The 17257-nt window shown below is 71.0% G+C and carries 15 protein-coding genes and 1 riboswitch; of the genes, 5 read left to right on the top strand and 10 right to left on the bottom strand.

What is annotated here, in order from left to right:
• The first annotated feature begins 87 nt into the window (after positions 1-87).
• The 4 genes from ACFU97_RS03830 to def all read left to right on the top strand — a co-directional run bounded on the left by ACFU97_RS03830 (position 88) and on the right by def (position 4498).
• Positions 88-1398 carry an HD-GYP domain-containing protein gene (locus ACFU97_RS03830; RefSeq protein ID WP_384250448.1) on the top strand — a complete coding sequence of 437 codons (1311 nt, stop codon included), beginning with the start codon at positions 88-90 and terminating at the stop codon, positions 1396-1398.
• Positions 1395-2636: an HD-GYP domain-containing protein gene (locus tag ACFU97_RS03825; RefSeq protein ID WP_384250445.1), complete on the top strand. Its 1242-nt coding sequence runs from the start codon at positions 1395-1397 to the stop codon at positions 2634-2636. Before ACFU97_RS03830 ends, ACFU97_RS03825 begins: the two co-directional genes overlap by 4 nt.
• A 108-nt stretch (positions 2637-2744) precedes the next feature.
• Positions 2745-3725, top strand: coding sequence for a tetratricopeptide repeat protein (locus tag ACFU97_RS03820; RefSeq protein WP_384250443.1), 981 nt, complete (start codon positions 2745-2747; stop codon positions 3723-3725).
• 122 nt (positions 3726-3847) lie between these two features.
• A complete protein-coding gene (def, locus tag ACFU97_RS03815) occupies positions 3848-4498 on the top strand; it encodes a peptide deformylase (protein WP_384250441.1) in 651 nt (216 codons plus the stop codon).
• Between the two features lie 5 nt (positions 4499-4503).
• Here the strand turns inward: def and ACFU97_RS03810 are convergent, their stop codons facing one another.
• On the bottom strand, positions 4504-5469 hold the full coding sequence (locus tag ACFU97_RS03810; RefSeq protein WP_384250438.1) for a GlxA family transcriptional regulator: 966 nt from the start codon (positions 5467-5469) through the stop codon (positions 4504-4506).
• 93 nt (positions 5470-5562) lie between these two features.
• On the opposite strand from ACFU97_RS03810, the gene ACFU97_RS03805 reads away from it, so the two are divergent.
• On the top strand, positions 5563-5787 hold the full coding sequence (locus tag ACFU97_RS03805; protein WP_384250436.1) for a hypothetical protein: 225 nt from the start codon (positions 5563-5565) through the stop codon (positions 5785-5787).
• On the opposite strand, the gene ACFU97_RS03800 is transcribed toward ACFU97_RS03805, so the two are convergent.
• From ACFU97_RS03800 to ACFU97_RS03760, 9 genes are all read right to left on the bottom strand, one after another.
• Positions 5754-6233: a hypothetical protein gene (locus ACFU97_RS03800; RefSeq protein ID WP_384250434.1), complete on the bottom strand. Its 480-nt coding sequence runs from the start codon at positions 6231-6233 to the stop codon at positions 5754-5756. The two genes, ACFU97_RS03805 and ACFU97_RS03800, sit on opposite strands and share 34 nt — an antisense overlap.
• Before the next feature lie 113 nt (positions 6234-6346).
• Positions 6347-8395 carry a putative Ig domain-containing protein gene (locus ACFU97_RS03795; RefSeq protein WP_384250432.1) on the bottom strand — a complete coding sequence of 683 codons (2049 nt, stop codon included), beginning with the start codon at positions 8393-8395 and terminating at the stop codon, positions 6347-6349.
• 220 nt (positions 8396-8615) lie between these two features.
• Complete coding sequence (locus tag ACFU97_RS03790) at positions 8616-9629, bottom strand: ribonucleotide-diphosphate reductase subunit beta (RefSeq protein ID WP_384250430.1); 1014 nt, start codon at positions 9627-9629, stop codon at positions 8616-8618.
• Positions 9629-11995 carry a ribonucleoside-diphosphate reductase subunit alpha gene (locus ACFU97_RS03785; protein ID WP_384250427.1) on the bottom strand — a complete coding sequence of 789 codons (2367 nt, stop codon included), beginning with the start codon at positions 11993-11995 and terminating at the stop codon, positions 9629-9631. Before ACFU97_RS03785 ends, ACFU97_RS03790 begins: the two co-directional genes overlap by 1 nt.
• A 124-nt stretch (positions 11996-12119) precedes the next feature.
• Positions 12120-12279, bottom strand: a riboswitch (cobalamin riboswitch).
• A gap of 32 nt (positions 12280-12311) precedes the next feature.
• A complete protein-coding gene (locus tag ACFU97_RS03780) occupies positions 12312-12815 on the bottom strand; it encodes a GNAT family N-acetyltransferase (protein ID WP_384250424.1) in 504 nt (167 codons plus the stop codon).
• Between the two features lie 74 nt (positions 12816-12889).
• Positions 12890-14518: a monocarboxylate uptake permease MctP gene (gene mctP / locus ACFU97_RS03775; RefSeq protein WP_384250423.1), complete on the bottom strand. Its 1629-nt coding sequence runs from the start codon at positions 14516-14518 to the stop codon at positions 12890-12892.
• Positions 14515-14778: a DUF3311 domain-containing protein gene (locus ACFU97_RS03770; RefSeq protein ID WP_384250420.1), complete on the bottom strand. Its 264-nt coding sequence runs from the start codon at positions 14776-14778 to the stop codon at positions 14515-14517. The genes mctP and ACFU97_RS03770 overlap by 4 nt, the downstream gene beginning before the upstream one ends.
• Before the next feature lie 146 nt (positions 14779-14924).
• Positions 14925-15092, bottom strand: coding sequence for a YbdD/YjiX family protein (locus tag ACFU97_RS03765; protein WP_384250418.1), 168 nt, complete (start codon positions 15090-15092; stop codon positions 14925-14927).
• Positions 15093-15096: 4 nt separating this feature from the next.
• Positions 15097-17241, bottom strand: a complete 2145-nt coding sequence (locus tag ACFU97_RS03760) for a carbon starvation CstA family protein (protein WP_384250415.1) — start codon at positions 17239-17241, stop codon at positions 15097-15099.
• Positions 17242-17257: the final 16 nt, after the last annotated feature.

Below are 17257 nucleotides of genomic sequence, written 5' to 3'. Positions count from 1 at the left end.
TGCTAATCCCCCGTTCCCGGCCCCGCGGCCCCCTCCAGCCCCTCTACGCTCCTCAGCCTGAGCAGCATCGGCCGGCGGAGGGGCGTGATGGAGGCGGTTCCGGCACGGGCACGTGCGTACGTGGCCTGCACGGTCCTGGGCGCCCTGCTGTGCCTGCTTCCGCTGCCCGGCACGCACACCCCCTGGTGGGCGGTCGCCCTGCTGGCCGGGCTCTACGCCTGCTGCGAGCAGGCCGCCGCCCGCTGGCGCTTCGCCGGAACGTTCTACCCCGTGCTCCTCGCCGGGGCCTTCCTGCTGCCCCCGCCCGCCGCCGCCCTGGTCGCGCTGCCGGGGGCGCTGCTGTCCCGGGTCCACCAGCGGCCGCGCAGGACGCGCCGGATCTGGCGGGCCGCCCAGCTGGTCCTCGCCGTCTGGGCCGCGAGCCGGGTGCACTGGTCGCTGGGCGGCCGGGACGCGGTCGTGGCCTCCGACTTCCCGTACGTGCTGGTGCCCGCCGGAGCCGCGGTGCTCGTGTTCTGCCTGGCGCTGACCGCGCTCGACGGCGGGATCCGCGCGCTGGCCGAGGGCGTACCGCTGCGCCGGGCCTGGCGCGGGCTGTTCGTGCGCTCCCTCGCGCCGGTGGCCGTGCACGGGCTCGCCGGGCTGATGATGGCCGTCCTGTGGCGCAGCCCGTACGGCCCCGTCGCCGCGCTGCTCGTGCTGCTGCCGATGTGCGTGTCCTGGTGGGCCTTCGCGCAGTCGCACCGTGAGCGCGCCGCCCACCAGGCCACGATCCGCGCGCTCGTGCAGGCCGTCGACATCAAGGACGAGTACACCCGCGGCCACAGCGAACGCGTCGGCCAGGCCTCGATGATGATCGCCCGTGAGCTCGGCCTGGACGAGGGGCGCACCGAGGTGCTGCGGTTCGCCGGAATCCTGCACGACGTGGGCAAACTCGGCGTCCCCACACGGCTGTTGCGCAAGGACGGACCGCTGACTCCCGAGGAGCGGCGGGTGATCGAGCTGCACCCCGAGTACGGCCACGAGATGGTGCGCGGAATCGGTTTTCTGGGCGAGGCCCGCGCCGCCGTCCTGCACCACCACGAACGGCTGGACGGCAGCGGCTACCCCTACGGACTGGTGGGCACGCAGATCCCGGAGTCGGCGCGGGTGGTGGCCGTGGCGGACGCCTTCGACGCGATGACGTCCACGCGTTCCTACCGGCGGGCCCGGCCGGTGCCGGTCGCGCTGGAGGAGCTGCAGCGCTGTGCCGGCTCGCAGTTCGACCCGCGGATGGTCACGGCCTTGGTGCGGGCGCTGGGCCGCCACGGCTGGCATCCCTCGGTCACCGCCCAGGAGCAGCCGCACGTCCCGGCACCGGCGGCGCCCGTCGCCGACCGCCCGAAAGCCCACCGATGACCCGCCGTGCGCCGCTGACGGTCCTCATCCACACCTCGGCCGCCCTCGTCGCCGCGGCCTCCCTCGCCGTCACCTGCCGCACCGGCCTCCAGGAGCGCCCCACCGCCCTCGCCTTCGGCGTGCTCGTCACCGTCGGCGAGCTCAGCCGCTGGACCGGCGCCCGGGTCAGGGAGGCCGCGCCCCTCGGAGCCGCCGGGGCCCTGTCGTACGCGCTGCTCGGCGAGGACGCCGGGCGGCCCACCCATCACGGCGTCACCCAGGTCGTCGCCGTCGTGCTCGCGGCCGCCCTGCTCGGCGCCGTGCCGCACATCGCGCGCGGACAGGGGCCCGTACTCGACCATCTGGCGCGGCGCGTCCTCACCGTCGGATTCGCCGCCGTCTGCTTCCAACCCCTGTACAGCCGGGGCGTGTTCGACGCCTGGCACGGTCCGGCCTACGCGCTGCTGCTGCTGGCCCTGCTCGCCCTCACCGCCCTGTGCGACGCCGTGCTCGCCGCCGCGCTCGCGCACGCCCGGACCCGGTGGCCCTTCGGCCCGCTGCTCCGCGACGAACTGCACGCCCTGCTCGGCATCGGCTCGGCCGTGTGCGCCACGGGCGCGGTGATGGCGCTCGCGGTCGCCGTCGTAGGGCTGTGGGCGCTGCCCGTGTTCTGCCTGCCGCTGCTGCTCACCCAGCTCTCCTTCCGCCGGTACGCCGCCGTGCGGACCACCTACCGGCAGACCATCGCCTCCCTCGCCCGTGCCACCGAGATCGCCGGGTACACCCCCGCCGGGCACGCCCGGCGGGTGGCGGGCCTCAGCCGCGCCGTCGGACGCGACCTCGGGCTCACCCGGCCCGAGCTGACCGTGCTGGAGTACGCGGCACTGATGCACGACATCGGCCAGCTCAGCCTGGTCGACCCGGTGCCGGCGGGCGCGACCGCGCTGCTGTCCACCGCGGAGCAGCGCCGGATCGCCCTGCTCGGCGGAGCGGTCGTGCGCCAGACCGGGGTCGACGCGGCGGTCGCCGTGGTCGTCGAGCGGCAGGCCGACCCCTACCGGGAGCAGCCCGTCGCCGCGCGGATCGTGCGGGCTGTGAACGCCTACGAGGAGAAGGCGCGCGACGCCGGGCCCGGCGGCCCCCTCACGGCCCTGGAGGAACTGCGGCTCGCCACCGCGGAGGAGTACGCACCCGAAGTGGTGGAATCGCTCGCCCGGGTCCTGGCAAGAGACAGTCTGACCTTGCCTTCGGCTGGGTAACCCATGGGTAATGAGCGGCCTTCCAGCCGTACGTGGTTGGATGCGAATGAGAGGGTGTCCGGGGGCAGCACTAGCCAGCCCACTCCAAGGAACTGGCAGGCGGGAATCGTGAGGATCTTCGGCAAGGGACGGCACCGGCCCTCCGCCTCCTGGCGGCAGGCCACAGACCGCGCGTTCACCCTGATCGGCGACGGCCGGTACGAGGACGCGGGCGCGCTGCTGACACGTGCCGCCGACCTGGAGCCCTGGCTGTCGGAGTCCTGGTTCAACCTGGCGCTGCTGCACAAGTTCCGGCACGACTGGGAGCAGGCGCGCGCGGCCGGTCTGCGGGCCGTCGCGCTGCTGGACCGGGAGACCGGGGCGCCCGACTGGTGGAACGTCGGCATCGCGGCCACCGCCCTCCAGGACTGGCCGCTGGCCCGGAGGGCCTGGCAGGCGTACGGGCTGCAGGTGCCGGGCGGCGGCACCTCGGCCGGTGAGCCGGTGGGCATGGACCTGGGCAGCGCGGCCGTACGGCTGTCCCCCGAGGGGGAGGCCGAGGTGGTCTGGGGCCGGCGGCTGGACCCCGCCCGGATCGAGGTGCTGTCCATTCCGCTGCCGTCCTCCGGGCGGCGCTGGGGCGAGGTCGTGCTGCACGACGGGGTCCCGCACGGCGAGCGCACCACCGCGGCCGGGCACTCCTACCCGGTCTTCGACGAGATCGAGCTGTGGGCCCCCTCGCCGGTGCCGACCTGGGTGGTGCTGCTGGAGGCCGCCACGGAGGCGGACCGGGACGCGCTGGAGCAGCTCGCGGCGGACGCGGGCTTCGCGGCCGAGGACTGGTCGTCGTCGGTGCGGCTGCTGTGCCGGATGTGCTCGGAGTCCCGTATGCCCTCGGACGAGGGGGACGGCGAGCATCTCGACCCGCACGACCACAGTGAACCGGGACACCCGGGGCCGCTGGGGCACCGGACGGACGGGCAGCTGTGGGTGCCGGAGCGGGAGTGCGGGGTTGCCGCGCCGGCTGCGCTGGTCAGGGGGTTGCTGGACGGGTGGGTCGCGGACAGCCCTGACTCGCGCGATTGGCGGGATCTCGAAGAGGTCTGCTAGACCCGTTGCCGACCGCGGCTTCGTCGTGGCTGGTCGCGCAGTTCCCCGCGCCCTTTCGGGGCGCGACCCCCTTTAGGCTGTACCCGCAGGATTCTCATGGTTGCAGGAAGGCATCGTCGGTCATGGCGCAGCAGGACACCGATCAGCAGCACGCGGGCGTGCTCCCCGTGGACGACGAGGGCTTCGTCATCGACACCCGGGAGACCGAGGAGCGCGAGGCCGCCTGGCGCGAGCGGGGCATCTCGCGTCCGATCACGGTCGTCGGCAACCCGGTGCTGCACAAGGAGTGCAAGGACGTCACGGAGTTCGGCCCCGAGCTGGAGCAGCTGGTGGCGGACATGTTCGCCTCGCAGCGCACCGCCGAGGGCGTGGGTCTGGCCGCGAACCAGATCGGCGTCGACCTGAAGGTCTTCGTCTACGACTGCGGTGACGACGAGGGCGTGCGGCACGTCGGGGTCGTCTGCAACCCCAAGCTGGTGGACCTGCCCGCGGAGCGGCGCCGGCTGGACGACAGCAACGAGGGCTGCCTGTCCGTGCCGACGGCGTACGCGCCGCTGGCCCGCCCGGACTACGCCGAGGTGACCGGGCAGGACGAGAAGGGCAACCCGATCAAGGTCCGCGGCACCGGCTACTTCGCCCGCTGCCTGCAGCACGAGACCGACCACCTCTACGGCTACCTCTACATCGACCGCCTCTCCAAGCGTGAACGCAAGGAAGCGCTGCGGCAGATGGCGGAGAACGAGCCCCGCTACCCCGTGGTCGCCAACGACTGACGCCGTCAGGCGGCCGCCTCCGGTCCCCGGAAGGTGCGCCGGTAGGCGTTCGGCGTGGTGCCGATCGCCTGGACGAACTGGTGGCGCAGCGCCGCCGCGTTGCCGAACCCGGCCCGCCAGGCGATCGCGTCCACCGTCTCGTCCGTCCCCTCCAGCAACCGCTGGGCCAGCAGCACCCGTTGCCGCAGGATCCAGCGGTAGGGCGTCGTCCCCGTCTCCTGCTGGAAGCGGCGGGCGAAGGTGCGCGGCGACATGTGGGCGCGCGCCGCGAGCTGCTCGACCGTGACCTCCTCGTCGAGATGCCGCTCCATCCACACCAGCACCTCGGCGACGGTGTCGCCGTGCGACCGGGGCAGTGGCCGCTCGATGTACTGGGCCTGCCCGCCGTCGCGGTGCGGTGGCACCACCATGCGCCGGGCGATCTTGTTGGCGACCTCCGGGCCCTGCTCCTTGCGCACGATGTGCAGACAGGCGTCGATGCCGGCGGCGGTGCCCGCGGAGGTGATCACCGGGTCCTCGTCGACGTACAGGACGTCGGGCTCCACGGTCAGCCGCGGATACGCCCGCGCCAGCTGGTCCGCGTCGTGCCAGTGCACGGCGCAGCGGCGGTCGTCCAGCAGTCCGGCCGCGGCGAGCACGAAGACACCGGAGCAGACGCTGAGTACCCGGGCGCCGCGCTCGACGCCGCGGCGCAGCGCCTCGAGCAGCTCGGGCGGGAACTCCCGGCTCCCGTAGCGGGCGCCGGCCGGCACGGCGATCAGATCGGCCTCCTCCAGCCGCTCCAGGCCGTGCGCGACGTTCATGGAGAAGCCCGCGCGCGTGTTCAGCAGCGGGCCTTCGGCCGAGGCGACCGCGAAGTCGTACACGGGCAGTCCGTCGTCGCTGCGATCGATGCCGAACACCTCGCAGACGACGGCCAGTTCGAAGGGATTCACACCGTCCAGGACGACGGCGGCGACGTTCTGCAGCATCTCTCCAGTGTGCCTCGCCATTGGCAGTAAATCGAGGGTCTACGGCAGTCCTGCCACTGTTTGTAAGGAGCTAACGGCGCGACAGTGGTGTCTATGGATACGGCACACATCGAAGGACTGATCGGAATGCTGACCGTTCTCGGAATCCTCGTCCTGATGGTTCTCCCGGCGCTGATCGGCATCGCGCGCGACCGTCGTATCGACCGGCAGATCCGCGAGGCCGAGCGAGGGCACCGCGAGGCGGAGGTGCTCGGGCCGACCACCCCCGCCCGCAGCAGGCAGCGCTACCTCACCACCACGGTGACCCACCACTCCTGAATACCGAGGCAGGAGACCCGGCCGGTCTGCGCGGCGCACAGCGGCCGCGTGGACTGGAGCCGGGTCTTCCCCGCCGAGACGGCCTTGTAGGCGGCGCTCGCGTCACCGGGCTGCAGGACGATGCCGCTGTTGGCGGCCTCCAGCCCGGAGCCCTTGACGGCGACCGGCTTCCAGGGCCGTTTCGCGGTGCCGTCCAGGCTGACGCGGAGCGTCTCGCCGACGGCCAGGCACACGGTGCGGCCGCTGTCGTGGGCGGCGAGCGTGGCCGCCGCCGCACATCCCGAAGGGCTGCCCGGCGGGCTCGTGGACGGACTCGTGGTGGGGGTGGGGGAGGACGACACGGTGCTGCTGCCGCCCTTGCCGCTGTCGGACTGGCCGCCGCAGCCGGCGAGGACGAGCGCGAGCGCGGCGACTGCGAGGGTCGTGTGGGGGATCGTTCGGCGCATGGGGGGCCTCCTCTCCCCTCTGACGTGTCACCGGCCCGACCGGATCCACGCCTGCGCCGCACGCCGGAGCCCCGGCCGCGAAGGCGGCGGCCGGGGCCCTGGGTGCGGTGGGGTCAGCTGGTCGTGACGGCGGTGTCGTCGACGACGAAGCTGGTCTGCAGGGAGGAGTCCTCGGCACCGCTGAACTTCAGGGTGACGGACGAGCCCGCGTAGGAGGACAGGTCGAAGGACTTCTGCACGTAGCCGGAGGCGGCGTTGAGGTTGGAGTACGTCGCGAGGGTGGTGGACCCGGCGGTGACCGTCAGCTTGTCGTAGGCGGTGCTGCTGGTGGTCTCCGACGTGTCGACGTGCAGGTAGAAGGTGAAGGTGGCCTTGCAGCCGGTGGGTACGGTCACCGACTGGGACAGGGTGTCGGTGTGGGTGGAGCCGTAGCCGTCCAGCCAGGCCTTGTAGGAGCCGCTGTGTGCGGCCTCACCGGTGTCGTTGGTGATGACCCCGCTGCTGGCGGTCCAGGTGGTGCTGCCCGACTCGAAGCCCTGGTTGCCCAGGAGCTGCGCCGCCGTGCAGGTGCCGCCGCCCGAGGTGCTGACCGTCCAGGTGAAGGACGTCGAGCCCGAGGCGCCCGTGCTGTCCTTCGCGGTGACGGTGACCTGGAAGGTGCCCGCGGTGGACGCCGTGCCGGAGATCAGGCCGGTCGAGCTGTTGATGGACAGCCCGGTCGGCAGGCCGGTGGCGCTGTAGGTGAGCGCGGCGCCCGCGCTGTCGGACGCGCTGATCTGCAGGCCGGCCGAGCTGCCGGTCGCGGTGGACTGGCTGCCCGGGTTGCTGACGGTCACCGTGTTGCCGGTGCTGGTGCCGGCGGTGAAGGCCGTGGTGCCGTTGGGGGTGCCCCAGCCGGTCGGGCCGTCGTAGCCGGTGGCCGCGGTGCAGAAGTACGACGTGGAGCAGGAGCCGTTGTTGCCGCTGGTCACGTCGTACAGGTTGCTGGTGTGGCCGTAGGGATACTTCGCCGGGTAGTCGGCGGAGCCGGGCGTGCCGGCCAGCGCGTAGACGCCGGCGATGATCGGCGACGAGGCGCTGGTGCCGCCGTAGACCGCCCAGCCGGAGCCGCCGTAGGTGTCGTAGACCGCCACGCCGGTGGCCGGGTCGGCGACCGCGGAGACGTCGGCCTCCATGCGCTTGCTGCACCCGGTGTCGGTCTGCCAGCTCGGCTTGGGGTCGTAGGCGGAGCAGCCGGAGCCGGTGCCCTCCGTGCTGCTCGTCTTCCACACGGACTCGGTCCAGCCGCGGGAGTTGGAGGAGGTGGAGAGCGCGGTGCCGCCGACGGCGGTCACGTACTGGGAGGTCGCCGGGTACTCGGCGCCGTAGCCGGAGTCGCCCGCGGAGACGGTGATCGCGACACCCGGGTGCTTGAAGTACGAGGTGTCCTCGCTCGTCTGCGAGGAGGCCTCGTCGCCGCCCCAGCTGTTGGAGACGAACTTGGCGCCGAGCGAGACGGCCTCGTTCTCGGCGATGCCGAGGTCGGTGTCGTTGGCGGAGTTCGCCTCGACCAGGATGATGTTGCAGTTCGGGCAGACGGCGCTGACCATGTCGATGTCGAGCGCCTCTTCACCGGCCCAGCCGGTGTCGTTGGTCGGCAGCGAGGTGGTGGAGCCGGTCTGGCTGACCTGCTTGAAGCAGCCGTTGGCCTTGGTGCACGAGGACAGGCCGTACTGCGAGCGGTAAGTGGCCAGGTCCGACGCGGCGTTGGGGTCGTTGTAGGCGTCGACCACGGCAACCGTCAGGCCGGAGCCGCCCGTCGAGGGCAGGTTGTAGGCGCTGTGCAGGTTGGCCGGGCTGAGGCCGGAGGGCGCGGCCGCGGCGACCGCGGAGGCCAGCCGCTGCTTGATGTCGGTGCGCCGCTGCGCGAAGCAGGACGCGTGACCGGGCGCGGCCGTGGCGCACAGACGGGTGGTCGGCACCTTCTGGCCGGCCTTGCCGGTCGAGTGGAAGGTCTGCCGGTCGGGGGAGGTCAGGGCCTTGGAGTTCTGGGTGACGCGGGAGTCGGGGTGGACCTGCGCCTGCGCCGTGGGTGCGGCGACGAGTCCGGCAAGGCCGAGGGCGAGAGCGGGTATGACGGCGGTCAGGAGTCTTCGCAGGCTCCGTCTGGGCTTTTCACGCATGGGGGTGCTGCCTCCGTCGTTGGAGTGGGGTTCTCGACGCTGATGGCAGGCCTGTGACGCGCGTAGCGGCGGCGGTGTCGTCGCGGGCATGACACTTTGACGGCGAGAACGTAGTCCCGGTCCGGGAGGCTGAACCAGAGCGGCCCCGATAACTTTGCCGCTCCATAGAAGGTCCATGGACGGCCCATGGATGCTCCATGGGCCGTCCCGGAAAAAGGCGTCAGAAGTCCTCGTCGAGGTCGACCGTGCCCTCCACGGCCACCTGGTACGCCGACGGGCGGCGCTCGAAGAAGTTGGTCAGCTCCTGCACGCCCTGCAACTCCATGAAGGAGAAGGGGTTCTCGCTGCCGTACACCGGCGCGAAGCCGAGGCGGGTCAGGCGCTGGTCGGCGACGCACTCGAGGTACTGGCGCATCGAGTCGGTGTTCATGCCGGGCAGGCCCTCGCCGCACAGGTCGCGGGCGAACTGCAGCTCGGCCTCGACCGCCTCGCGCAGCATGTCCGTCACCTGCTGACGGAGTCCGTCGTCGAAGAGCTCCGGCTCCTCCTTGCGGACGGTGTCGACCACGTCGAAGGCGAACGACATGTGCATCGTCTCGTCGCGGAAGACCCAGTTGGTGCCCGTGGCGAGGCCGTGCAGCAGGCCGCGGCTGCGGAACCAGTACACGTAGGCGAAGGCGCCGTAGAAGAACAGGCCCTCGATGCAGGCCGCGAAGCAGATCAGGTTGAGCAGGAAGCGGCGGCGGTCGGCCTGGGACTCCAGGCGGTCCAGCTTCTCCACCGAGTCCATCCACCGGAAGCAGAACTCCGCCTTCTCGCGGATGGAGGGGATGCTCTCCACGGCCGCGAAGGCCGCGGCGCGGTCCTCCGGGTCGGGGAGGTAGGTGTCCAGGAGCGTCAGATAGAACTGGACGTGCACGGCCTCCTCGAAGAGCTGGCGGCTCAGGTAGAGGCGCGCCTCGGGGGAGTTGATGTGCTTGTACAGCGTCAGCACCAGGTTGTTCGCCACGATCGAGTCGCCCGTCGCGAAGAAGGCGACCAGCCGGCCGATGAGGTGCTGCTCGGCAGGGCTGAGCTTGGCGAGGTCGGCGACGTCCGAGTGGAGGTCGACCTCCTCCACGGTCCAGGTGTTCTTGATGGCGTCCCGGTAGCGCTCGTAGAAGTCCGGGTAGCGCATGGGGCGCAGTGTCAGCTCGAAGCCCGGGTCGAGCAGGTTGGTGTTACGGCTGGTCATTACTGGCAGGCCTCGCAGGACTCGGGGTTTTCCAGGGAGCAGGCGACCGCCTCGGGGTCGGCGGCCTGCTGGACGGGGACGGCGGCGCGGGCCGCGCGGGCGATGCGGGTCGCCGGGCGCGAGCGCAGGTAGTACGTCGTCTTCAGACCCTGTTTCCAGGCGTACGCGTACATCGAGGAGAGCTTGCCGATGGTCGGCGTCTCCAGGAAGAGGTTCAGGGACTGCGACTGGTCGAGGTACGGGGTGCGGGCCGCGGCCATGTCGATCAGGCCGCGCTGCGGGATCTCCCACGCCGTGCGGTACAGGCGCCGTACCTCCTCGGGGATCCAGGCGAAGTCCTGCACCGAGCCGCTGGCCTCGCGCAGCGCCTCGCGGGTGCGGGCGTCCCAGACGCCGAGTTCCTTCAGGTCGTTCACCAAGTACGAGTTCACCTGCAGGAACTCACCGGACAGGGTCTCGCGCTTGAAGAGGTTCGACACCTGCGGCTCGATGCACTCGTAGACGCCGGCGATCGACGCGATGGTGGCGGTCGGCGCGATGGCGAGGAGCAGGGAGTTCCGCAGGCCGACGGCCGCGATGCGCTCCCGCAGCGCCGCCCAGCGCTCGGGCCAGACCGGCTCGACGCCGTAGTGGTCGGGGTGCAGGACGCCGCGGGCGGTGCGGGTCTGCTCCCAGGCCGGCAGCGGGCCGTTGCGCTCGGCGAGGTCGGCGGAGGCCTCGTACGCGGCGAGCATGATGCGCTCGGCGATACGGGTCGACAGCGCCTTGGCCGCGGGGGAGTCGAAGGGCAGCCGCAGCTTGAAGAAGACGTCCTGCAGGCCCATCGCACCGAGGCCGACGGGGCGCCAGCGCGCGTTGGAGCGGCCCGCCTGCTCGGTCGGGTAGAAGTTGATGTCGACCACGCGGTCCAGGAAGGTGACGGCCGTGCGGACGGTCCCGTCCAGCCGCTCCCAGTCGATGTCGCCGGTCGCCGGGTCGACGAAGGCGCCCAGGTTCACCGAGCCCAGGTTGCAGACCGCGGTCTCGCCGTCGTCCGTGACCTCCAGGATCTCCGTGCAGAGGTTCGAGGAGTGGACGACGCGGCCCGGCTCGGCCGTCTGGTTGGCGGTGCGGTTGGCCGCGTCCTTGAAGGTCATCCAGCCGTTGCCGGTCTGGGCGAGGGTGCGCATCATGCGGCCGTAGAGCTCGCGGGCCGGGACGGTCCTGCGGGCCAGGCCCGCGGCCTCCGCCCCGCGGTAGGCGGCGTCGAACTCCTCGCCCCACAGGTCGACGAGTTCCGGCACGTCCGCCGGGGAGAACAGCGACCACTGCCCGTCGGAGTCGACCCGGCGCATGAACTCGTCCGGGATCCAGTGCGCGAGGTTCAGGTTGTGCGTACGGCGGGCGTCCTCACCGGTGTTGTCGCGCAGCTCCAGGAACTCCTCGATGTCCAGGTGCCAGGTCTCCAGGTAGACCGCGGCCGCGCCCTTGCGCCGGCCGCCCTGGTTCACGGCGGCGACCGAGGCGTCCAGGGTCTTCAGGAACGGGACGATGCCGTTCGAGTGCCCGTTGGTGCCGCGGATCAGCGAACCCCGGGCGCGGATGCGGGAGTAGGCGAGGCCGATGCCGCCGGCGTGCTTCGAGAGACGGGCGACCTGGTGGTAGCGGTCGTAGATGGAGTCCAGCTCGTCCTTGGGGGAGTCGAGGAGGTAGCAGGACGACATCTGCGGGTGCCGTGTACCGGAGTTGAAGAGGGTGGGGGAGGAGGGGAGGTAGTCGAGGCGGCTCATCAGGCGGTAGAGCGCGGCGACTTCGTCGACGGAGCGCGCGGTGTCGTCCTCGGCGAGGCCGGCCGCCACCCGCAGCATGAAGTGCTGCGGCGTCTCGATCACCTTGCGGGTGATGGGGTGCCGCAGCAGGTAGCGGCTGTGCAGGGTGCGCAGGCCGAAGTAGCCGAAGCGGTCGTCGCCTTGAGGGTCGACCAGCGCGTCGAGCCGGGCGGCGTGCAACCGGGCGAACTCCGCCGTGCGGTCGGCGATGAGGCCCTCGCGGTGGCCGACGGCGACCGACTCGGTGAAGCACGTGACGCCCTGCGAGGCGGCCTCCGCCGCGATGCCGATCGTCAGCAGGCGCGCGGCAAGCCGCGAGTAGGCGGGGTCCTCGGAGATGAGGCCGGCGGCCGCCTCCGTGGCCAGCTCGCGCAACTCCGTCTCGTCCGCCCGCGCGGAGCGTCCGCGCAGCGCGGCGGCGGCGACCCGGCCGGGGTCGGCGTCGGGGAGGTCGGCGGTCAGCTCGGTCAGGGTCCGCAGCAGTGCGGTTCCGGGACCGTCGTCGGCCGATGTCGCAGACGGTGTCGCTGAAGCCGGATCGGCTGGCGCGATGGTCACGTGGGGCTCTCCCTCGCTCGGCACGGGGGCCTGGCGGAGGGCAGGGGGCAGCCACGAGCGCACGACGGCGCCGCGTCCACCGGCCCACTCCACGAGGCCCGGACGTCGAAGCACCCGGGCCACGGTGGCCGGGCGCACTGTCGGCAGGTCCTCGGACTGACGCCCATACATGTGCGAACACGGATGGGTACACCGTTGCGGGACAGTTCCGGATTCGCACCGGATTCCCCTGCGGCGACAGCGAGCATGAGCATACATCTTGTGCCGGGTGTGAGACGCACCCCCATATGTTGTGTCGCGGTGACTTCGGAGCGTGTCAGAACGTCAACTCATAGGTGAGGAGCGTGAAGTCGTGGCCGGGCATCGGGCGCCAGTCCCGCTCCGGGACGCGGACGAAGCCGTGGCGTTCGTAGATGCGGTGCGCGGCGTGCATGGCGTGCTGGGTCGACAGGACGACACCGGTGCAGCCCGCGTTTCTCGCCCGGTCGACGCAGGCTCCTACGAGGGCCTGTCCGACGCCTCTGCCGCGTGCCGCGTGGGCCACGGCGAGCATGCGGATCTCCGCCTCCGAGGGGCGGGCGAGCTCGGCCATGGGACCGCCGGCGGGCACGAACGTGACGCCGCCGAGGACGTCGCCGTCGCGGACGGCCACCAGCACCTCGGCCGCGGACGCCCGCTTGGCCACGTCCTTGAGTTCGCCGAGGTACCAGTCGTCCTCGTCGCCGAAGGCCAGCAGGCCGTCCTGAAGATAGGCCCGGGCGGTGATCTCGCCGAGGGTCTCGTACTCGCGGGGGTCCGCGGACCGGATCTCGATGTCCATGGACCGAGTGTGCTGGACGGGTACGACAACGGGCCGCCGGGTTTCCCCGACGGCCCGTCGAACATGTGCAGTTGCTAGCGCGACTCCGCCGCCGTCGCGGGCGGCAGTTCCACCTGCACGCCCGGGTCGCCGCTGTCCACGGTGTAGTCGTCCGCCGCGGTCTCGTCGACGCCCTCCGGGGCCTTCACGGCCTTCAGGACGAAGGTCAGTACCACCGTCACCACCAGGTTCATCACGAACGCGGTCAGGCCGATGTAGCCGATCTCGCCGATCCCGGGGATCTCCTTCGCCGAGCCGCCGAAGTGCTTCTGGGTCGGCGAGGCGACGCCGTACGCGGCGACGGTGCCGTAGATCATGCCGACCGCCCAGCCGCCGAGCAGCGCCCAGCGGTGGAACCAGCGGGTGAACAGGCCGCCGACCAGGGCCGGGAAGGTCTGCAGGATCCAGATGCCGCCCAGGAGCTGGAAGTTGATGGCGACCGTCTTGTCCATGGTGAGGACGAAGACCAGCGCGCCGACCTTCACCAGCAGCGACACGATCTTGGAGACCTGGGCCTCCTGCTTCGGTGTCGCGTCCGGCTTGATGAAGTCCCGGTAGATGTTGCGGGTGAAGAGGTTCGCGGCAGCGATCGACATGATCGCCGCCGGCACCAGGGCGCCGATGCCGATGGCCGCGAAGGCCACACCCGCGAACCAGGACGGGAACATGTTCTCGAACAGCTGCGGGATCGCCAGCTGCCCGTTGGTGACCTTGATCCCGGCCGCGATCGCCATGAAGCCGAGCAGCGCCAGCAGGCCCAGCATCAGGGAGTACAGCGGCAGGATCGTGGTGTTGCGGCGGATGACCTCACGGCTGCGCGAGGACAGCGTCGCGGTGATCGAGTGCGGGTACATGAAGAGCGCCAGCGCGGAGCCCAACGCCAGCGTGGCGTACGTCCATTGACCCGCCTCCGGCGGCACCAGGGCGCCGCGCGGCTTGCCGGTCGCCGGGTTGGTCTGCGCGAACGCCGCGCCGGCCTTGGAGAAGATGTCGTCGAAGCCGCCCAGCTTGATCGGGATGTAGATGATCGCCACCGCGATGACGATGTAGATCAGCGCGTCCTTCACGAACGCGATCAGCGCGGGGGCCCGCAGACCCGAGGAGTAGGTGTACGCCGCGAGGACGCCGAACGCGATCAGCAGCGGCAGGTCCTTCACGAACCAGTTGGTGCTGTCGCCGCCGCCGACGCCCATCACGTCCAGCACGGCCTGGATGCCGACCAGTTGGAGCGCGATGTAGGGCATCGTGGCGAGGATGCCGGTGACCGCGACGGCCAGCGACAGGCTCTTGGAGCCGAAGCGGCCGCGCACGAAGTCCGAGGTCGTCACATACCCGTGCCGGTGGGAGACCGACCACAGCCGGGGCAGGAAGGTGAAGATCAGCGGGTAGACCAGGATGGTGTACGGCACCGCGAAGAAGCCGGCCGCGCCCGCCGCGTAGATCGCCGCGGGGACGGCGACGAACGTGTACGCCGTGTACAGGTCGCCGCCGAGCAGGAACCAGGTGACCCAGGTGCCGAACGACCGGCCGCCCAGGCCCCATTCGTCGAGCGAGTGCTCGTTCTCGGCCTTGCGCCAGCGTGCCGCCAGGAAGCCCATGACGGTCACGGCCACGAAGAAGAAGATGAAGACGCCGAGCGCGACGCCGTTCACGCCGTCCTTCATTCCGACGCACCGCCCTTCTTGGAGGCGCGGGCGCGCTGGTCACGCTGCCACAGCTGGTACGCGGTCATCGTCAGCGCGGTGGAGATCAGCACCCAGAGCATCTGGTACCAGTAGAAGAACGGGATGCCGATGAACTCCGGGTCGGTCTTGGAGTACGAGCCGACCCAGAGCATCGCGACGAAGGGCGCGATCAGGCAGACGGCGATGACCACACGCATGGGGGTCACCACCGGTGGTCTTACTTCGGGCACTTCGGACATATCGCGGCTCCGTCCCCTCACGATCACCTGTGATCACCTGTGTAATGCGCAGGCAATCTAGGTCACCGTGTCGCGAAAACGGAAGACCTCGTCCGCATATCGGTATGTCGATTCAGTGAAGGCGGAGTCTCGGGTGGACAACGGTGTCAGCAGCAGCGGAATCCCTGCCGCGGATCCTCCTCCCGGCGGTCCGTCCGCATCCGCTCGAAGGCGCGCCGCGACGGCACTTCGGCCTCCGGGTGGTTCGCGCGCAGGTGCGCCACGTAGCGGTCGTACGCCGACTCGTCGGTCAGCTCGCGCACGTACCAGCGCACGCCCCTAATCGCCCGGTGCAGCGGTGCCGGCAGTCGCACGGCGCACCTCCTCCTTCTCCTCGCGGGTCTCGACGAGTCCCGCCGGGGCGGTGATCCGCGAGGCGACGTACGGCGACTCGCTCAGGGTGGACAGCGCGGGCCGGCGGACGTGCCGGACGCAGACCCGCAGCGCGTCCGCGACGACCACGACGACCAGGAGCGCGAGGGCCGCCGAAAGGACGCCGTCCACCGTGGAGTTGGTGACCACGGTGTGCATGTCGTCCATGTTCTTGGCGGGCGGCAGCACCTTCCCGGCGTCGATGGCGTCCTGGAACACCGAACGCTGCTTGAAGAAGCCGACCTTGGGGTCGCCGGAGAACACCTTCTGCCAGCTGGCGGTCAGGGTGACCGTCACGTCCCAGGCGAGCGGAATCCCCGTGATCCAGGCCCACTTCAGCCGCCCGGACTTCACCAGCAGGGTGGTGCAGACGGCCAGGGCGACCGCGGCGAGCAGCTGGTTGGAGATGCCGAAGATCGGGAAGAGCTGGTTGATGCCGCCGAGGGGTTCGTGGACGCCGACCCAGAGGAAGTAGCCCCACAGCGCGCACACGATGCCGCTCGTGATGGCCAGGCCCGGCTTCCAGCTGACGTTCCTGAAGGGCCGTACGACGTTGCCCAGCATGTCCTGGAGCATGAACCGGCCCACCCGCGTGCCGGCGTCCAGCGCGGTCAGGATGAACAGCGCCTCGAACATGATCGCGAAGTGGTACCAGAAGGCGCGCAGGCTCCCACCCGTGACCTTGGAGAAGATCTCCGAGACGCCGACGGCGAGCGTGGGCGCACCGCCGGTGCGGGAGAGCAGGGTCGTCTCCTCGACGTTCTTCGCGGCCTGGGCGAGGTCGGCGGTGGAGATGTGATAGCCCCAACCGGTCACCACCTGCGAGGCGTTCTGCACGGTGGTGCCGATCGCGCCGGCCGGGGCGTTCATCGCGAAGTACAGCCCCGGGTCGATGATGCTCGCCGCGACCAGCGCCATGATCGCCACCGACGACTCCATCAGCATGGAGCCGTAGCCGATCATCCGGACCTGCGTCTCCTTCTGGATCATCTTCGGCGTCGTGCCGCTGGAGATGAGCGCGTGGAAGCCGGACAGAGCGCCGCAGGCGATGGTGATGAAGACGAAGGGGAAGAGGGAGCCGGCGAAGACCGGGCCGTCGCCGCGTGCGGCGAAGTGCGTCACCGCGTCCATCCGCAGCGTCGGCACGGTCAGGACGACGCCCAGCGCGAGCAGCACGATCGTGCCGATCTTCAGGAAGGTGGACAGGTAGTCGCGGGGCGCGAGCAGCATCCACACCGGCAGGATCGAGGCGACGAAGCCGTACGCCACCAGCCAGAGCACCAGCGTCGAGGGCGCGAGGGTGAAGGCGCCGGCCCACGACGACTCGGCGACCCGGCGGCCCGCGACGAGGGCGAGCAGCAGCAGCGCCACGCCGATCAGCGAGACCTCGGCGACCCGGCCGGGCCGCAGCACCCGCAGGTAGAACCCCATCAGCAGGGCGATCGGGATGGTCATCGCGATGGAGAAGGTGCCCCAGGGCGAGGAGGCCAGGGCGTTGACGACGACCAGGGCCAGCACCCCGAGCAGGATGATCATGATGGCGAAGGCGGCGATCAGGGCGGCCGCGCCGCCGAACGGGCCGATCTCCTCACGGGCCATCTGCCCCAGCGAGCGGCCGTCCCGCCGGGTGGAGAAGAACAGCACCACCATGTCCTGCACCGCGCCCGCGAAGACGACGCCGGCGATGATCCAGATGGTGCCGGGCAGATAGCCCATCTGCGCGGCCAGCACCGGTCCGACGAGGGGGCCGGCCCCCGCGATGGCGGCGAAGTGGTGGCCCAGCAGGACGCGGCGGTCCGTTGGATGGAAGTCGATGCCGTTGTCGAGGCGTTCGGCCGGGGTGGCCCGTGACCCGTCGACCTTGAGCACGCGGTGCGCGATGAACTTCGCGTAGAAGCGGTAGCCGATCGCGTACGTGCCGAGGGCCGCCGCGACCATCCAGGCGGCCGAGACGTCCTCGCCCCGGGAGAGCGCGAGGACGGACCAGCCCGCCGCGCCGACCAGAGCTACGAGGGTCCAGATGACGATGGAGCGGACGTTCGCGGTACGCACTGGGATGTCCTCCCGT

Origin of the sequence: Streptomyces sp. NPDC057616, assembly GCF_042800575.1 — a bacterium.
Lineage (GTDB): Bacteria > Actinomycetota > Actinomycetes > Streptomycetales > Streptomycetaceae > Streptomyces.
The sequence above is the reverse complement of the archived record's forward strand: the minus strand, read 5'-3'. Positions and strand labels throughout refer to the sequence as shown.